This is a genomic window from Enterococcus gallinarum (genome assembly GCF_021496385.1).
GTDB classification, from domain to species: domain Bacteria; phylum Bacillota; class Bacilli; order Lactobacillales; family Enterococcaceae; genus Enterococcus_D; species Enterococcus_D gallinarum.
On sequence record NZ_CP050816.1, the window covers coordinates 2,774,296 to 2,791,513 of the forward strand.

General features: G+C 41.5%; 14 protein-coding genes. 1 reads left to right on the forward strand and 13 read right to left on the reverse strand.

Annotated elements, in window-relative coordinates:
• Positions 1 to 345 precede the first annotated feature (345 nt).
• Positions 346 to 1,206: a metallophosphoesterase gene (locus HED61_RS13590; RefSeq protein WP_005470881.1), complete on the forward strand. Its 861-nt coding sequence runs from the start codon at positions 346 to 348 to the stop codon at positions 1,204 to 1,206.
• A 65-nt stretch (positions 1,207 to 1,271) separates the two neighbouring features.
• Here HED61_RS13590 and HED61_RS16950 read toward each other — a convergent pair whose 3' ends face one another.
• The 13 genes from HED61_RS16950 to HED61_RS13660 all read right to left on the reverse strand — a co-directional run bounded on the left by HED61_RS16950 (position 1,272) and on the right by HED61_RS13660 (position 17,214).
• Positions 1,272 to 3,029 (reverse strand): metal ABC transporter solute-binding protein, Zn/Mn family, encoded by a 1,758-nt coding sequence (locus tag HED61_RS16950; protein WP_081131482.1) that lies wholly within the window; start codon positions 3,027 to 3,029, stop codon positions 1,272 to 1,274.
• A gap of 1 nt (position 3,030) precedes the next feature.
• Complete coding sequence (locus tag HED61_RS13605; protein ID WP_003125966.1) at positions 3,031 to 3,753, reverse strand: metal ABC transporter ATP-binding protein; 723 nt, start codon at positions 3,751 to 3,753, stop codon at positions 3,031 to 3,033.
• A gap of 340 nt (positions 3,754 to 4,093) precedes the next feature.
• Positions 4,094 to 5,059 (reverse strand): D-2-hydroxyacid dehydrogenase, encoded by a 966-nt coding sequence (locus HED61_RS13610; protein WP_219644933.1) that lies wholly within the window; start codon positions 5,057 to 5,059, stop codon positions 4,094 to 4,096.
• Positions 5,056 to 6,375, reverse strand: coding sequence for an APC family permease (locus HED61_RS13615; RefSeq protein ID WP_219644932.1), 1,320 nt, complete (start codon positions 6,373 to 6,375; stop codon positions 5,056 to 5,058). The genes HED61_RS13610 and HED61_RS13615 overlap by 4 nt, the downstream gene beginning before the upstream one ends.
• A gap of 113 nt (positions 6,376 to 6,488) precedes the next feature.
• A complete protein-coding gene (locus tag HED61_RS13620; RefSeq protein WP_029486566.1) occupies positions 6,489 to 7,700 on the reverse strand; it encodes an MFS transporter in 1,212 nt (403 codons plus the stop codon).
• 365 nt (positions 7,701 to 8,065) lie between these two features.
• A complete protein-coding gene (locus tag HED61_RS13625; RefSeq protein WP_003125961.1) occupies positions 8,066 to 8,650 on the reverse strand; it encodes a YczE/YyaS/YitT family protein in 585 nt (194 codons plus the stop codon).
• 107 nt (positions 8,651 to 8,757) lie between these two features.
• On the reverse strand, positions 8,758 to 10,248 hold the full coding sequence (locus HED61_RS13630; protein WP_176333019.1) for a response regulator transcription factor: 1,491 nt from the start codon (positions 10,246 to 10,248) through the stop codon (positions 8,758 to 8,760).
• Complete coding sequence (locus HED61_RS13635; protein WP_003125959.1) at positions 10,232 to 11,977, reverse strand: sensor histidine kinase; 1,746 nt, start codon at positions 11,975 to 11,977, stop codon at positions 10,232 to 10,234. The genes HED61_RS13630 and HED61_RS13635 overlap by 17 nt, the downstream gene beginning before the upstream one ends.
• Positions 11,970 to 12,590, reverse strand: coding sequence for a YesL family protein (locus HED61_RS13640; protein WP_003125957.1), 621 nt, complete (start codon positions 12,588 to 12,590; stop codon positions 11,970 to 11,972). The genes HED61_RS13635 and HED61_RS13640 overlap by 8 nt, the downstream gene beginning before the upstream one ends.
• Before the next feature lie 206 nt (positions 12,591 to 12,796).
• Positions 12,797 to 14,269, reverse strand: coding sequence for an ABC transporter substrate-binding protein (locus tag HED61_RS13645; protein ID WP_003125956.1), 1,473 nt, complete (start codon positions 14,267 to 14,269; stop codon positions 12,797 to 12,799).
• A gap of 22 nt (positions 14,270 to 14,291) precedes the next feature.
• Positions 14,292 to 15,212: a carbohydrate ABC transporter permease gene (locus HED61_RS13650; RefSeq protein ID WP_219644930.1), complete on the reverse strand. Its 921-nt coding sequence runs from the start codon at positions 15,210 to 15,212 to the stop codon at positions 14,292 to 14,294.
• A 13-nt stretch (positions 15,213 to 15,225) separates the two neighbouring features.
• On the reverse strand, positions 15,226 to 16,107 hold the full coding sequence (locus HED61_RS13655; RefSeq protein WP_086269301.1) for an ABC transporter permease: 882 nt from the start codon (positions 16,105 to 16,107) through the stop codon (positions 15,226 to 15,228).
• Between the two features lie 249 nt (positions 16,108 to 16,356).
• Complete coding sequence (locus tag HED61_RS13660; RefSeq protein ID WP_219644928.1) at positions 16,357 to 17,214, reverse strand: ROK family protein; 858 nt, start codon at positions 17,212 to 17,214, stop codon at positions 16,357 to 16,359.
• Positions 17,215 to 17,218: the final 4 nt, after the last annotated feature.

Consider the following 17,218-nt stretch of genomic DNA (forward strand, 5'->3'; position numbering starts at 1 on the left):
AATCTTGATTCCACGCTGACATTGAAACTGATTTGCCAACATTTAAGATGCATGCCTAGTGGAAAAGGATGCGGACATGAACACTTAGACTTCCTACAAAGGGCTTCTGCAATGCAGGAGCCCTTCGCCTATTATTTAAGATGTGCTTGACTGCTGCTCTTGTTATCTAAGCTGGATATTTTCATCGTTAAACAAAAACAATGGAAAAAGTGAATTTGTTTTTTTATTTTTTGAAAATCAATAAAAAAAAGGAAAAAATTTTTTACTGAATGTCTTTTGTTTGATTGCTTTTTTGGGGTGAATCTACTATGCTATTAGTTAGCTAAACAAAAAAGGAGACCCGCTATGCTGACCTTCATTTTTATCTTTTCCTTCCTTGTGGGCTTGCTTTTTTACGCCTTTATTATTGAGCCGCGCCGATTAAAACAGCGGCATTATTTGATCAAAAAAGAAAAGCAAACGGTCCTTGATATTTCCAAAGCCTATGATCTTTATCAAAATGAACAGAATGTAGTAGTCGCACATATCAGTGATCTACACTTTTCTCGTTGGTTCAAACCGCAACGCATCAATCGCATCATCCGTTCCACGATCTTAAACAAACCTGATTTGATCATCATCACGGGTGACTTGATCGACAATTACCGTAAGTGGCCTCACCGTTCAACCAGCCGCCTCATTGAAAAGTTAAAGAAATTGAATGCGCCAATGGGGAAAATCGCTGTGTTAGGAAATCATGATCATTTGAATGATGGGCAATATTTTGTGAATGAAGTGTATGAAAACGCCAATTTCACCTTGTTGGACAATGAATCTGTATTTGGCTCTGATGAGAAAACCTCGATGAATATCGTAGGGATCGATAGTGCAAGCAAAAGTGCCCACTACCATTACGAGCCAACCTTAGCAGAATGGCAGATTCTCTTGATCCATGAACCTGACTATGTCTCTCGAGTAGACAACATTCGTGACTATGATCTCGTTCTATCCGGTCACAGCCATGGAGGCCAGATTCGTGTGCCCTTTTATCGTGCGAAAACGAAAGGCGCCCTCAAATACACAGATGGTCTCTATCTTTTGGCCGCGAACACACTTCTAAGTGTGTCCAATGGTGTGGGGACCACGGCGATTCCAGCGCGCTTTGCTGTGCCGCCAGAAATCACATACTATCATCTCGTGCCCGCCGAAAAACATGCTGTAGCCTAAAACAAGCTCTTAAGTGATCCTCCTATCTCGTTTGGATAGTTAGGATACTTAAGAGCTTGTTTTCGTTATTGGCGTAATCCGTTATAGATCGTCTCCAAATTCCACTTCATCATCGCATAATAACTATCGCCATCTTGTCCAGGTTCAGCGATGGAGTCTGTAAAGACAGTGCCGTAGATCGGAATACCTGAATCCCGAGACACGCTTTGCATTGGGCGAGTATTAACGCTACTCTCGACAAACAATGAAGGAACTGCCGATGCTTGCAATTGGTCGACTAAATTCTTGATCTGAGCAGGCGTTCCTTCTTCTTCGGTGTTGATTTCCCAGATATAAGCGGATGGCACACCATAGGCCTTCGAAAAGTACTTAAAGGCGCCTTCACTTGTCACGATCAATTTCTTTTCTTCAGGAATTGAAGCAAAATTATCTTTCGCTTGTTGGTCTAATTCGGAAAGCTGCTGCAGATAGTGTTCCAAGTTTTCTTGATAGACCCCCTGATTTGCAGGATCTTTCTTACTCAATTGTTGGGCGATATTTCGCGCATAGATCATCCCATTTTCCAAATTAAGCCATGCATGAGGATCTGCCTTTGTATGATCAGCGTCATCCGATAGATACAGGACTTCCACGCCATCACTGACGGCAAAATAATCTTCACCCGCTTTTTTGTTGGCGTTGTTCATTAATTTAGTAAACCAGCCGTTCCCGCCTGTCTCTAAATTCAAGCCATTATAAAATAGAATGTCTGCATCAGTGGCTTTTTGGACATCTTCTGACAGTGGTTCATATTCATGAGGGTCACGCCCTACAGGAACGATGCTGTGGAGATTGATTTTGTCCCCGGCGATGTTTTTGGTCATATCTGCTAAAATCGAATTGGTCACTACAACATTTAATTTGTCATCAACGGTTGCCGCCTGCTCTGCTTGCTGATAAATCAAGAATCCTCCTGCAACAGCGGCAGCAGAAACCATTGCCGTGGTCAGCCAGCGTTTGGCAGGACTCGTTTGTTGTTTTGGTGAAAAGAGAAATCCTAAGACAAACAAAACAGCTGCAGTGAGGACAATGCTTGATCCGGCTGCAATATTAAAGGAATAACCGATAAATAACCCAATCACAGAAGAAGCACCGCCTAGAATCCCTGCAATCACCATCATATGGCTAAGGCGTTTTGTAAATAAATAAGCAGTTGCTGCTGGCGTAACCAGCAAAGCTACAATCAAGATCGTACCGACACTTTGCATCGCAGTAACGGAAACTAATGTCAAAAGCAGCATCAGCAAGTAATGATATACCTGTACATTCATTCCAAAAGCTTTCGCCATCATCGGATCAAAAGAAGTGATCAGCAATGGCCGAAAGAAAATCATAATCAGTGCAATGACCAGTAAAGCAATCGCAATTGTGACCCATTTATCCCCCTCTTGGACTGCGAGCACATTTCCGAATAAGATATGAAACAAATCCGTAGAACTGTTAGCTACGCCAATCAAGATAACTCCCAAAGCTAAAAAGGAGCTGAAGGTGATCCCGATCGCCGTATCACTTTTGATCAAACTATTATTAGAGATATAGGTGATAATGATCGATGCAAGAACACCAAAGAAAATTGCTCCGACAAAAAAGTTCACCCCTAAAATATAGGATAATGCTACTCCGGGAAGTACGGCGTGAGAAATGGCATCTCCCATCAATGACATTCCCCGCAAAATAATAAAACAACCAATCACCCCTGCAACAACACCGATCGCTACGGCGGTGATCAAGGCATTTTGCAGAAAATGGTAATGAACTAATCCATCAATAAACTGACTAATCATCTTAAGCCCCTCCTTTCACGATGATCGTATCGCCGAATGTTTCTTTCAAATTTGTTTCAGTAAAAACAGTCGTCGTCGGACCATATGCGATTAAATGCTGATTCATCATCACTAGTTCATCGAAGTATTCAGTCACTTTGCCTAAATCATGATGAACAATAAAAATTGTCTTTCCTTGTTGGCGAAATTCACGCAGAAGTCCTACAATAATTGCTTCACTCATCGCATCGATTCCTACAAATGGTTCATCTAAAAAAATGAATTCCGCTTCTTGCAGTAATGTGCGAGCGATCAATACTCTTTGGAACTGACCGCCAGATAGTTCGCCGATCTGCCGTTCAGCAAAGTCAGCCATTTGGACAGACTCCAATGCAGCGGCGACTTTCTGCCAATCTTTGGCCGTTATTCGTTGAAACAGAGAAAGCTGCGGATAGAGTCCTAATGACACCACTTCTTTTACTGTAATCGGAAATGTATAATCGACTGCAGTCTTTTGTTCCACGTAGGCTATCTTTTTTTGGAACTTATTGAGTGCCATTCCATTCGATGTGACATGTCCTTCAGAAGGGATCAGCTGCAGTGCAGCTTTGATGAAGGTAGATTTTCCCGCACCATTCGGTCCGATGATCCCTACAATGGCCGGCTTATCAACACAGAAAGATACTCCAGAGACAGCTTGATTTTTCCCATCATAGCTGGCGGAAATTTTTGAAAATGTGATCATAGTTTGTGCTCCTTTACATTTATATTAAAGTATCGTTTATTTATTTTTTAGGTACGCCTAACTTATTTCCAATTATACCGATTCTCCTGTTGAATGCAAGGGATTTTTTACACAAATAAAATCCAATAAGAAAAAATAAAGTGTCCCTTCAACTTCCTTGCCCCTAGCAGATCGTTTTATTCATTCGCCGTTACTTTTAGTGTGACCAAACAAAAAAAGTTTCCACTCCTTTGAGGGAAACTTTTTAAAAGAAAACTTTCTAATCAGCATTCGCTGTTTTTTTCAAAATTTGTGATGAAGAATCAACCTGGAGTACCAAGTGTCGGCAATATACTCGTCACTACTCAGACACTACGTTGACTGGTTGATTCTCTAAGAAATGCTTATAATTTGAGACAGCGATAGCTAGCAATCGTTGCCGGGTCTCTAATGGTGCCCACGCAATATGCGGCGTCAAATAGCAGTTAGGCGCATGCAACAATGGATTGTCAGCCGTGATTGGTTCTTTCGAAACAACATCAGCTGCCAGAGCAGCAACTTGTCCAGCTGACAACGCTTCTGCTACCGCTTGTTCATCTAGTAATCCACCGCGAGCAGTGTTGATCAAGATAACATCCTTTTTCATTTGAGACAATGCACGGGCGTCAATCATCCTTTCAGTATCGGGAAATTGCGGTACATGGAGACTGATCACATCTGCTTGTTGAAAGAGTCTCTCCAACGAAACTTGTTCTGCCCATTCAGCCTGCGGCGTTTTTGGTCGATGATTGTAATAGATGACCTTCATTTGAAACGCATGAGCAATTTCAGCGACTGCCTGAGCAATCGTACCATAGCCGATCAAACCGATCGTCTTGTTGGCAATTTCAGTCAGTGGCGTTTGCCAATAAGAGAAATCGGGACTGTTTTGCCAATCTCCTTGATGGACGGATTGGTTGTGCCGCCCTACTTGATTCGTTACCTCAAGTAATAAAGCAAATGTAGCTTGCGCTACTGAATTCGTACTATAGCTGGGAATATTTGTGACGGTAATCCCTTGAGATGCTGCAGCTTGTAAATCCACAACATTGTAGCCAGTTGCCAGCACGCCGATATAATCGATGTTAGGGCATGCTTGTAGTATTTCCTTTGTAAGGGGCGTTTTGTTCGTAAAAACAGCCGTTGCTTTGCCGATTCGCTCAATGATCTCCTTCGTATCTGTATAGGAAGTGCGATCATAAATCGTGATTTCCCCTAATCCAGCTAATGGCTGCCAATCTAAATCTCCTGGATTCAACGCATAGCCGTCTAAAACAACAATTTTCATTTTTTTGCTCCTCTCTGTTGGAAATAAAAGACTGGAATCCCTAAACAGGTGATCAAAATACCGATCAATGCAAGCACAGGGGCCGTAAGTATCGTCATTATTAAAATGAATCCGCCCCCTAAAAGAGCAATGATCGGTGTGATCGGGTACAACGGAACCTTGTATGGACGATTGAGCTCAGGTGCTTTTTTTCTTAACAAGATCACACCTACAAACAATAACACACTAAAAAACCACATCACAAAAATCAACATATCCGTTAAGAGATCAAAACTACCCAACAACATCATTAAACACGCAATTGCTAATTGGAAAAAAACCGCCGCATAAGGAGCCTTGGTTTTATTTGTTAATTTAACAAAGGTCGAACTGAATGGAACTTCATTCTCGAGTGCCATGGCATAAGGCACCCGCAATCCGGTCATCGTATACCCATTGAGTGCGCCATAAACTGAAATCAAAATACCAATCGTCACTAGTTTGCCCCCAAAATCACCAAATAACTGCAATGCGGTTTCTGAAGCACTATTTAAGTTTCCAGCAATCTGTTCTAAGGGCAATGTTTTCAAGAAAACAAGATTGATCAGGAGATAAACCAAGGTTACAAAACTTAATCCAAAGATAATCGCTTTCGGAAGATCCTTTTCCGGCCGCTTCATTTCACCAGCAATATTTCCAACACCTAACCAGCCATCATAAGCGAAGAGAGTCGCTAGTAATGCACTGCTGATTCCTGCGATGATCGAACCATCACTTGTTGTAGAAAAATTGATTACCGAGACTGACACTCGTCCTGGTGTCATCAATCCCACTAAAACGATCAATGCGATGGGAATCAATTTGATTGATAATGTAAATGACTGTACGCCTGCGGCGGTTTTTGTCCCTAATAGATTGATCAAACTAACACTGGTACCGGTGATCAACGATAGCGGCAAGAGATAACTTGCGGGAAAATGAAACAGATTCAAACACTGAGTGGCAAAAATAATACTCAACGCTGCTATATTGGCAGGGAAATAAATAATGCTTTGAGCCCATCCTAGCAAGAAAGAAGGCAATTTCCCGTAAATTCGTTCAATGTAGCGAATAGGACCACCAGTTTCTGGTATTGCTGTTGCTAGCTCCGCTACCGTTAGTCCGCCACAGATCGTCAAACAGCCCGCAATCAACCACACAAGCAATGTTAAGCCAGAGGATTGCGTATGTTGGACCACTGCAGCCGCTTTAAAGAACACCCCGGCTCCAATCACAGTTCCCATGACTGTCGAAAGTGCTCCGAAAAAAGTGATTTCTTTCTTTAGTTGACTCTTCAAATACTCACGCTCCTTTTTTTGACTAAATCAAAGTATAGCGGATAGATGCTTTGTTGGCTAGAGTGATTCGTTTGGACCACAAAAAAACAGCTGCTTTTCAACAGCTATCCCTTTTATTTATTTACTGTTGAAACCAAAACTTGTGTACGCCTTTGGTGCATTCGTTTCACTAAGAAAACTGCAAGCAACAAGATCAAAGGAAAGATCCCCGCTCCCAAAATTCCTTGCTGCAAACCTTTGTCGCTGCCTTCTGCCAACAAACCGACCAATGAAGGTCCCAATGAACAACCTAAATCACCCGCTAAGGCTAGGTAAGCAAACATTGCTGTACCTCCATTACGAATGTATTTTGTCGTTAAACTAAAAATTCCCGGCCACAATATACCGACAGCAAATCCACTCAATCCACAACCGATAAAGCCTAGAATTGGGACACTTGATAACCCGATCAGCAAATACGCCACCAAGCATAGCAATAAGCTTGCAAACATAAATTTCCGTAGATCGATACGTTCGCCAAATTTCCCATAATACAGACGAGCAAGTCCCATCATGATCGCAAACAACATTGGACCCGCAAGATCACCGACCGTTTTGGACACACCAAGTCCTTGCTCTGCAAAAGTGGATGCCCATTGACTAACTGATTGTTCACTTGCCCCGGCACAGACCATCATGACTAGAAACAGCCAAAAGCTTTTCAATGAGAACAGTTCACGATTCTTCAGTCCTACTTCGCCTTCTGCTACGATTGGTGCTAATGGAACTTGAGTAAAAACAACCAAATTGACCAGCGGCAAAATAGCCCAGATCAATGTAAGAAATGGCCAACGAGCAATACCGAAGACAAAGAAAAAGAGTGTTGAGACTAAGACGACCCCAACATATCCCCAACAATAAAACGAATGCAGCATACTCATGGTTTTTTCTTTATTCGGGGTTGGACAAGCTTCGACGATTGGGCTCACTAATACTTCCAGAAGTCCGCCACCAATTGCATAGAGGAAGACTGCCGTCAATAAACCGGTAAAAGGGGTCGGAAAGATAAGTGGAAAAACAGCCAACCCAATCAATCCTACAGCCGCAAAAAAATGCGCCGCGACAATCGAGATACGATAACCAATCCGATCGACAAAAAAGATCGCTGCAAAGTCCACACCCAGCTGCGTTAGAAAATTAAATGTAACCAAAAGCGTGATTTGACTTAGCGGAATCTGATACTGTGTTTGAAATGTCAAAAATAATAAAGGTGCAAAGTTATTGATGATTGCTTGAACAATATACCCAGCAAAGCAAGCAATGATCGTTCGTTGATAATTTTTCATTTTTACCTCCTCCAGATTTGTTTAGTATAGCAAGAGAACTTTCACAATCGCCATGGAAAATGCTATTCAAATTGCTAGAGTATGTTCTCTTTTTTGGTGTATTATCAGTTGAAAAATGCTCCCTACTGGTATTGCAAGTCAGATCTCAATAAAGCTAGTGGTGATAAGTGCTAGTATCATAAAAAAAACGAATCTCCCCTGCCGATTTCAGCAATCTGGAAATATCGTTTTTTTTGAAACACAACGATTGAAGATCTCTACTGGCTGAAGATCCTTGGTCGTTGTACTAATTCTGTCCAACAGTTCTTTTATTTTGAATAAGTTGTCCGAAAAGGATTATACTTGCGCTTTTCCGAGACAGCAGATTAGTTGGAATGTGCTGCCAGCATTTTGACTGTGGCTTCAAAAATTGGTCCAATAAAGATGATACAGAGCAATGTACCGATACCGACATTGGCACCCAAACCAAAGCCAATCAAGACCATCGCTGCATCCAAGCCGATCCGGATCGTCTTTTGGGTCAGCTTTGTACGTTTATAAATCAGCGCAGTTAGTGCTTCTAATGCTGCTGATCCTTGATTTGAAGAGACATAGATCCCTGCCCCAACGCCGAACAAGATGGGGGCGATGAAAATCGCCAACCAAGAATAGAATGGCAAATGAACAAAAATCTTATCCATAACCGGCTCAAAAATCCCAATCAGCAAACCAAGACCGATCCCATTGATATAACTGCCGATTCCAAGCTCCTGGCGATCGAAAATAGCTACGATCAATAAGACGACCAGATTAAAACATAGACTGGCGATCCAAAACGGAACAGACACATAATTCAAGATTCCCAGCAAAAATGTACTGATCGTATCATACCCCTGATGGGCAGTGATCAGCAATGAAATTGCTAACGCAATCAAACACGTACCTAACAAGATTTGCCAAATTTTTTTCACGACATCACTCTCTTTTCCAATTTAGTTTTCTAGACTCTCTTAGTGTACCTTGCCGTTTCAGAGATTACTACTATTTCTTTTATCTGTCTAAAAAACCCTTCAAGCGGTCAATCCAGTGATTCGTAACTTTGCTCATACTTCTCTCGAAATTCTTTTGGCGTCAGACCATTCAATTTCTTGAACATCTTTGAAAAATAATTCGTATTATTGTATCCGATCGCATCGGCAATCTCATTAATTGTTTGTCCCGTATGCAGCAGAAGCTGCTGAGCTTTTTTGATCCGAATAAAATTGACGTATTGATTAAAGCTTAATTCCGTTTCTTTTTTGAACACTTGTCCCAGATAGACTACACTAACATGCAGAGCTTCGGCAGCCGATTTAACCGTCAGCTCTTGCGTATAGTGCTCTTCAATCATGCCAACCGCTTTTTGAACAATCTCAGAATAACGCTTTTGCTGAGGCTGGTCTTTGGCCAACTGCAAAATCTCGTTGAAGAGTTGCCGCAGTACCTGGATCGTATTCGATGCTCGAATCCGAGTGATGATGCGATCATAATTTTCTCTAGTCAAAACAGGGAACTGGCGGTAAATATCATTGAATAATAGAAAGGCTACGTAACGGACATGCTCAGGGTCAGCCTGCATCCCCTCGAGACTTGAAAAGATTTTGTCTAATTCATCTTGAACGGTTTTTGTATCCCCGATCGTCAATGCTTTATTGAAAGAGAGAAAAGGTAGCGCTTCGTTGCGGTCTAAGATATCGACTTGAATGATTTGTTCATTAAGCAGCAAATCCGGATAAAAGGTCTGCAGTGATTGGACTTGCTTGATTTTCTCATACCCTTTGTATAAGTTTTCCCATTCATTGATCGTTTCACTGACCACCAATTGCCAATTTCCTGCTAGAATCGCTGACAGTTCTTTGAGCAGACACCAGAGACGTTGACGTTCACCATAAAAAACGATCAGCAACTGATTCTCTCCCAATCGTCCTGGCAGTAGCAATGGCTGTTCTTTTTCGACAAAAAAACGAAACCCATTTTCTAAGATTTCAGGTGTCCCTGTCAGCTGTAGAATCGTATAAGGCGGATGGATGGGTTGTGTGGACTGTTCCAATAATAAGTGGTACTCACTTTCATTTAATTCATCATTCAGCCAAAGCAACAAGCTGGATTCTCGATACAAGTCATTTTGTTCATCGATTCGTTGCTGATGTGCCAGTTCCTCCGCAATTGCCTGCACACTTTCATAGAGTTCGACCTTGTTGACTGGCTTAACGAGATAATTTCGGACTCCTAACTGCATGCCTTGCTTCACAAATGCAAATTCTTGGTAACCAGATAAGATGATGGAAAAAAAGGTATTGCCTTTTGCCTGTGCTTTAGCGATCATATCAATCCCATTCATTTCCGGCATGCGAATATCAGTGATCAGTAGATCAATGGCTTGTGTTTCTAAATATTCCAACGCTTCAGAAGCGCTTTTAGCTGTGTGAACGACTTCAAAGCCTAATTCTTGCCAAGGAATGATCATCTTTAGGCCTTCTAGAATCATGTACTCATCGTCCACAAACATGGCTTTATATAAACTCATCATTCAACATCTCCTCATCGATCGCAATGGAAATCTTGAATCCGTGATTTTTTTCAGATTCAACTTCCATCTGATAATGATCGCCAAACATCCCCCTTAATCGTTCATGAACATTTTTCATGCCTATGGATGTTTGTACGACGACTCGGTCATCTGCAAGCTCTTGGCGGATCATCGCTAATTGCTCTGGATCTGCTCCTTTTCCGTTGTCCCGTACTTGCAAAAGAATCTTGCCATTTTGTCGGAAGGCTTTGATACTGATGGCATTATCATTTCGCTGATAGTCGATTCCATGCACAAAATAATTTTCTACTAAAGGTTGCAAAGTGAACTTAGGCAAGAGCAGATGTTTCAGATCTTCTTCGATAGTTACGTGATAGGCGATTTTATCCGGATACCTCATTTGATACAAGTAAACGTATTTCTCACAAAACGTCACTTCTTCTGCCAATGTTTTGATCTTTTCCTGTGTCGTATTGTTGCGCAAAAGTGCCGAAAAAGCGTATACGACATCCGCTAATTCTTCCTGCTGGCGGCTCAATGCGTACATCCGAATGTATTCGAGTGTATTGTATAAGAAATGAGGATTGATCTGAGCTTGCAATGCCCGCATATCCGCATCCCGCTGCTTGATTTCCAGGGTATAGATGTCCTCAATGTAGTCATTGATACTGCCTGTCATTTGATTGATCGCCTCGGCGATTGTTTTTAATTCTTGTTGAACCCCCGTGGTATCAATACGCTCATTAAAATCTCCGTGACTGACTTTTTGGGTTGCTTGAACGATCTGTTTGACCTGCTGGGTGTAACGCTTGAACGTACGATGCAAAATCAATAGCAGCACAAAAAGAATCAGCGTACCGCAACCAAAAATCAACAATGTATAATTTAGGACATCCCGCCAAATCACTTGCTTATCTAGTAAAACCAGCGTGATTTCTCCGTTGATATTCCCTTGTTTTTTTATGTAAAAATCATGGGACAATTTCGGCACGATCTCTTTTTGATTATTGGCCATTGCTTGATCGATTTTGTCGATCATCGCCTGATTCAGATTCGGTGCATCTTTATAGAGACGCTGTCCACTGCTTGTGTATATGAAACTTTTGATACCGTGTTCTCTATTTTCATCACTACGATTAGCTAATACGTTTTCTTCATTAAATACCACAAACACTTGTCCCATTGGTTGCGCAAAATTACTCGGTTGTGCGATCGACCGCGCAAAATATAGGCGATTTTTCAATTGGATCTGGTCGCCCCGCAGTTTCTCTCCGTAAGGTCTGTCTGGTGTAGCAACTAAATATTCTTTGCTTTCATCCAATTGAACGATGATTTCTTCAATGTCAGGATGACTGCTGATCAAACGGTAAAGGATATTCGGCAGATAAATATTTTGTCCTGATTGTCGAAACATATCATTACTATAGGAAAAATAATCGGCGATCGATAACTGTAAATAGTTGCGCAATGATTCAAATGTGGCATCCGAACTGGTGAATTCTCCTAATACTTCAGAAACAATCGTATTACGCTCTTGGATATACGTATCTAAATACGTGCTTGTTGCATCGACGAGTCGATTACTCATCCGAAACCGATCCACACCCGTATAGACACTCAACCCTAACATGATCAAAATCGAAATCAGAATCAACAAGGCACTATAAAGCTGCATCAATTGATTGATCAGGAAGTCACGCTTGAAAAGGGCTAAGATTCGTTTATTCATATTGCAGTTTTCCATCGATCAATGCACGGTCTTTCCGGGAAGCAGAATGGACCCATAATAAGATCAAACTGAAGGTACCAAATAAAAACAATCCTTTCATGCTCCAAGTAAACACCAAAATACCTACGAGACCAAAAATGACTTTAGCGAAGGTGCCAAAATTTAGAAATAAACTGACAAATGCCAGTTTGATCGTATTCAATAAAGAGGTTTCATAAATTGATTCAAACAATAAACTATACAAATACAGTAAAACCAAGAGACCACTTACTACTACTAGCAAAAAGTCGATCATCAGCCACAGTAGTCCTTGAATCTGACTGGAAAGATACAAATTATACGCTGCGATCGCTAGCAAACCGAAAAATAAATAAAAACGGGCGTTGGCTCGCCAAAAGTTTTGCTTCCAACAGCGAAAGGCCTTCCTAAACGTTTGGTCCTCGTAAGATAAGCCCTCTTCTTCGATCAAATCACTGATGGTTTGAAATGCCGGACCAACCCCAAACAAAACTGCGCCCATCATTGTAAACAATACGAAGAAAAGATTCAGTTTAATGACCGCCCAAATCAGACGAAAAGCCTTCACTAATCCTCCACTTGTTGTCTCTTTCATTCTTCCTCATCCCCTCTTGGTATTTGCCCGTTTTATTATAGCGTTTTTTTGTCACTTCTCAAAATGCGAGTCTTTACTTTTTCTGTCGCTTATCGCCGCTTATTCTATCTTATTCTATTATGTACAACAAATGAGGAGTGACGAAATCATTCATCGGCTACTCCTCATCTGCTCCTACGCGCAGTTGCTCCGCTTATTTTAACTAATTATTTTCCAGATTCACGGTATTCGTCGAATTGTTTTTGCATTTCATCACGAACTTTGTCCCAACCAGCTGTTTTCAATTCTTCCACTAGTTTTGGCACATTTTCTTCTGGATCAATGGTCCCTGTTGCTAGACTTGCTTTGTAACGATTCATCACATTGGCGATGTTGGTGATTTCAGTCTTCACACTATCTGTTTTAAAGTTGAAACCTAAAATTGGTGATTCTTCGGCTTTAGCAATGTTTTCGTCACGTTCTTTGATCATTTCATCAGTGATCGATTCTTGCGTATACAAGATCATATTGTTCCCAGTATTCCATGCCGCCATGTGAGTGTTTGGTTTGTAGCCATCCAACAATTTGATTTTGTTATCTTGCCCTTCCACTTTTTCCCATGCTTCTCCTTCAACACCCCAGACAAGTCCATTCAACAATTCAGGGTCGCTGTTTAACAAACCAAGGAATTCGACAGCTTTTTCTTTGTTTTTAGAAACATTTGCCACCACAAAGTTCGCCATTTGGGCTTGCCCTGTTGATTTCAATTGTTTGGTAAGCGGACGAGAAATCAATTCGTGACCGGCAGCATTGTTCAAAATTGTATCGCCGTAATCCATTGGTCCTTGGGTTTCTTCACGCATAAACCAAGTATTTCCTTCTAATGGATAGCCAGTGGTATTGGTTGCGGCATCTGTTGGGATCAATCCTTCTTTATACCATTTGTGCATCAATTTCAAGTTTGCCATTTGTTCGTCATCTTCATATGGGTTGATGATTTTTGTAGTGTCTCCGTCAAGTTTGACCGCAAATGGATAGTCTTTCCCCATGACATAGTCATAGTTCCCTGAAATGTTGAAGGTTTGACCAATTGCGAAGCTGGCAATATTCGGTTCCTTCTCATGGAATTTTTTCAAGGCATCTTCTGCATCAGCATAAGAATTGATATTGCTGATATCAATGTCGTATTTATCGAGATATTGTTTGTTGAATGTCAATACTTGTTGCGCATACACGTTTCCATTAACAGGAAAGGCATACAGCTTGCCATCGATGGTGTTGCCTTTGATATATGCTTCATCTAATTGATCATAAGCTTCCTTAGCATATTTTGGTGCGAGGTCGGTCAGATCCGCATATGCTCCTTTTTGGGCATTTGCCACAAAATTAGATGCAAAAGAGATATCATAGTTCTCGCCAGAAGAAATGATCGTACTCATTTTTTGATCCCAATCGCCCCAGCCGATGTACTGTAGGTCGATCCGTGCATTGATTTTTTCCTCGATCCGTTTGTTGGCGATCTCCATCAATTGATCAAAGTTCTCTGGTTTGTCCCCGACTTGATACATCAACAAAGTCGTTACGCCATCCGCACTATTAGAATCAGAATCCGACGACTCCCCGTTTGACCCGCAAGCAGCTAAGCTCAACAGCATTGCTGAAGCGAATCCTGCAAACATTGTTTTTTTCCACGATTTCATTTGTTTTCCTCCTATATCCTTATTATTCTTTGACACCGCCAATTGTCAAGCCACCCACGAAATATCGTTGGAAAAATGGGTAAGTAATGGCAATTGGTAATGTTGCTACTACAACGATTGCCATCCGAGCAGTCTCGTTTGGCAATGCGGCCAATCCACCTTGAACTTGAGCAGCCATACCGGTACTTTTAGCTAAATAATCCAAGTTCGACTGAATCCGCATCAATAGTGCTTGTAACGGCACTAGTGAATCCTTTTGAATGTATAACAATGCATTGAACCAATCATTCCAGTAACCAAGTGCCGCAAATAAACTGATCGTAGCGATTCCTGGAACCGCTAATGGTAAGACGATCGAGATGAAAATCTTTATTTCGCTGGCACCATCGATCCGAGCTGACTCAATAATACTGTCTGGCACAGTCTTCTTGAAGAAAGTCCGCATCACTAAAATATTGAAAGGACCTAATGCAATCGGTAAAATCAATGCCCAAATCGTATCTTTTAATTGAATCAAATTAACCATTACTAGGTAATTGGCTACCATTCCTGGGGCAAAAAGCATCGTTACCAATGCAAAGAGCGTAAAGAATCGCCGAAATGGGAAATTGGAACGAGAAATCACATAGGCATACAATGAAGTCATCGTTGCATTGATGACTGTCCCGAAGACGGTGATAAAGACGGAGATCCCAAATGCTTGAAAAATCTTACTGCTCATGGCGCCACTAAAGAGATAGCTATAGGCAGCAAAAGAAAATTCACCGGGCCAAAAGCGGTAGCCATTCTCAGCTAGCGAGGTTTCACTCGTCAGAGAAATTGCAATTACAAATAAAAATGGTAAGACACAAGAAAAGGCAAATAGCGCCAAAACAATATTGAAAATCAGGTTGACCGTTGGATTAAAGGAACGGACTTCGACCTTTGCTACTTTCTTTTTCATTCGTCCATCCTCCTTAGAATAATGCTGAATCTGGTTCTAATTTACGTACCACTAAGTTGGCAGCTAAGAGCAAGCACATACCCACTACGGATTGATAAAGTCCGGCGGCAGCAGTCATGCCAAAGTCACCTGTGGCCGTCAAGCCGTTATAGATGTAGGTATCTAAAACGGAAGAAACTTGATACAATGCACCTGAGTTGCGAGGAACTTGGTAGAATAGACCAAAGTCGGCCCGGAAGATCCCGCCAATATTCAAAATCAATAAGACAGAGATCATCGGCAATAATTGCGGCAGTGTCACGTTTTTGATTTGCTGCCATTTATTGGCCCCGTCCACCATCGCTGCTTCATAATAGGTTTGATCGATACCCATCACCGATGCGTAATAAATGATACTGTTGTAGCCCAAGCTCTTCCAGACGTTCATGAACACAAAGATAAATGGCCACCATTTTGGATCGGCATACCAGTTGATTCCTTCACCACCCATGTTGGTGATCCATTGATTGATAATTCCCTTGTCAGGGCTCAAAAAGGCATAGACAAAATAGGAAATAACTACCCATGAAAGAAAATAAGGCAGCAATGACATGGTATGATACACTTTGACCAATCGCTTGTTCCGCAATTCACTCATCACGATCGCAAAGGCGATGGCAAAAAATAGATTGAATGCTAGAAACACGATATTGTAAAGCAATGTATTTCTAGTGATCAGCCAAGCATCATTTGATGCAAATAAAAATTTGAAATTATCAAACCCGACCCACGGGCTCTGTTGCAGACTGGCAAAAAATCCGTCTGGTGAAAGACGAAAATCTTTGAATGCAACGACATTGACAAATACTGGAATATAGAAAAAAAAGATGAACCAAATGACACCGGGAAGTGCCATTAAGATAAGTGCTTTAAATTGCCACACATTTTTCCAAAATCCCTTTTTCTTCACATTTGATCAACTCCTTCTGCTATAAGAATAACGCTTTCATTGTGAATAATTAAGGAACAAACTAAAGGTAAAAAGAAACAAATTAAAGATTTTGTCTTTTCTATTATCTTTTGTATGATTTTCCCCATCGATCAAAAGACGATTTTTCTTCACAAAAAAACAAGCAGCACGTATTGCTGCTTGTTTTTCTTTTTTTTATTGGGCTTCTTTTCCTAATAACAGACTGCCAATAATGCCGCTTTTGTTCGGCAGCCCCCAAGCAACAATGTATTCTGTGACTGTCGGTGTTTCCATGTAACCAGCCATTTGCTCAGTAAACTGATCGTGGATTTTCGTCAAAAGATGCGGTTGGTTCATCACTCCGCCTCCTAATACAATTCGATCAGGGGCAACTGTCAAAGTGATATTCACAAGTGCTTGCCCAATATAAAAGGCTTGTAAATCCCAAATCTCATGATCTTTTGGCAAATGTTGTCCTTTGATACCTGTCCGTGCTTCCAGTGAGGGACCAGCTGCTAACCCTTCCAGACAATCTTTGTGATAGGGACAGGTGCCGACATAATCGTCCTGCGGATGCCGTTTCACAAAAGTATGCCCAACTTCCGGATGACCTGCGCCTTGGAAGATTTCCTCATTGATTACGATTCCAGCTCCAATACCAGTGCCAATAGTTAGATACACGCAGCTGCGCATTCCTTGTGCTGCACCTTGTTTCAGTTCCCCAAAAGCCGCAGCATTGACATCTGTCGTCCAGACAAAACGAGTGGCGGGATACCGTTTTTTCAAAGTCCCTAAAAAATCAAACTGCTGCCAGCCTTTTTTGGGTGTTGCTAAGATTTTGCCATACGTTTCTTGTTGAGGATCGATCCCAATCGGACCAAATGATCCTACCCCCATGGTGGCTAAGGTGTACTTATCAAAAAAAGCAAAAATAGCAGCCATCGTTTCCTCTGGTGTCGTCGTAGGTAGTGAGCACTCATCAATGATAGATCGTTCATCAGCGACCGCACAATTCATTTTTGTTCCACCGGCTTCAATTGCACCATAAAACATCTTT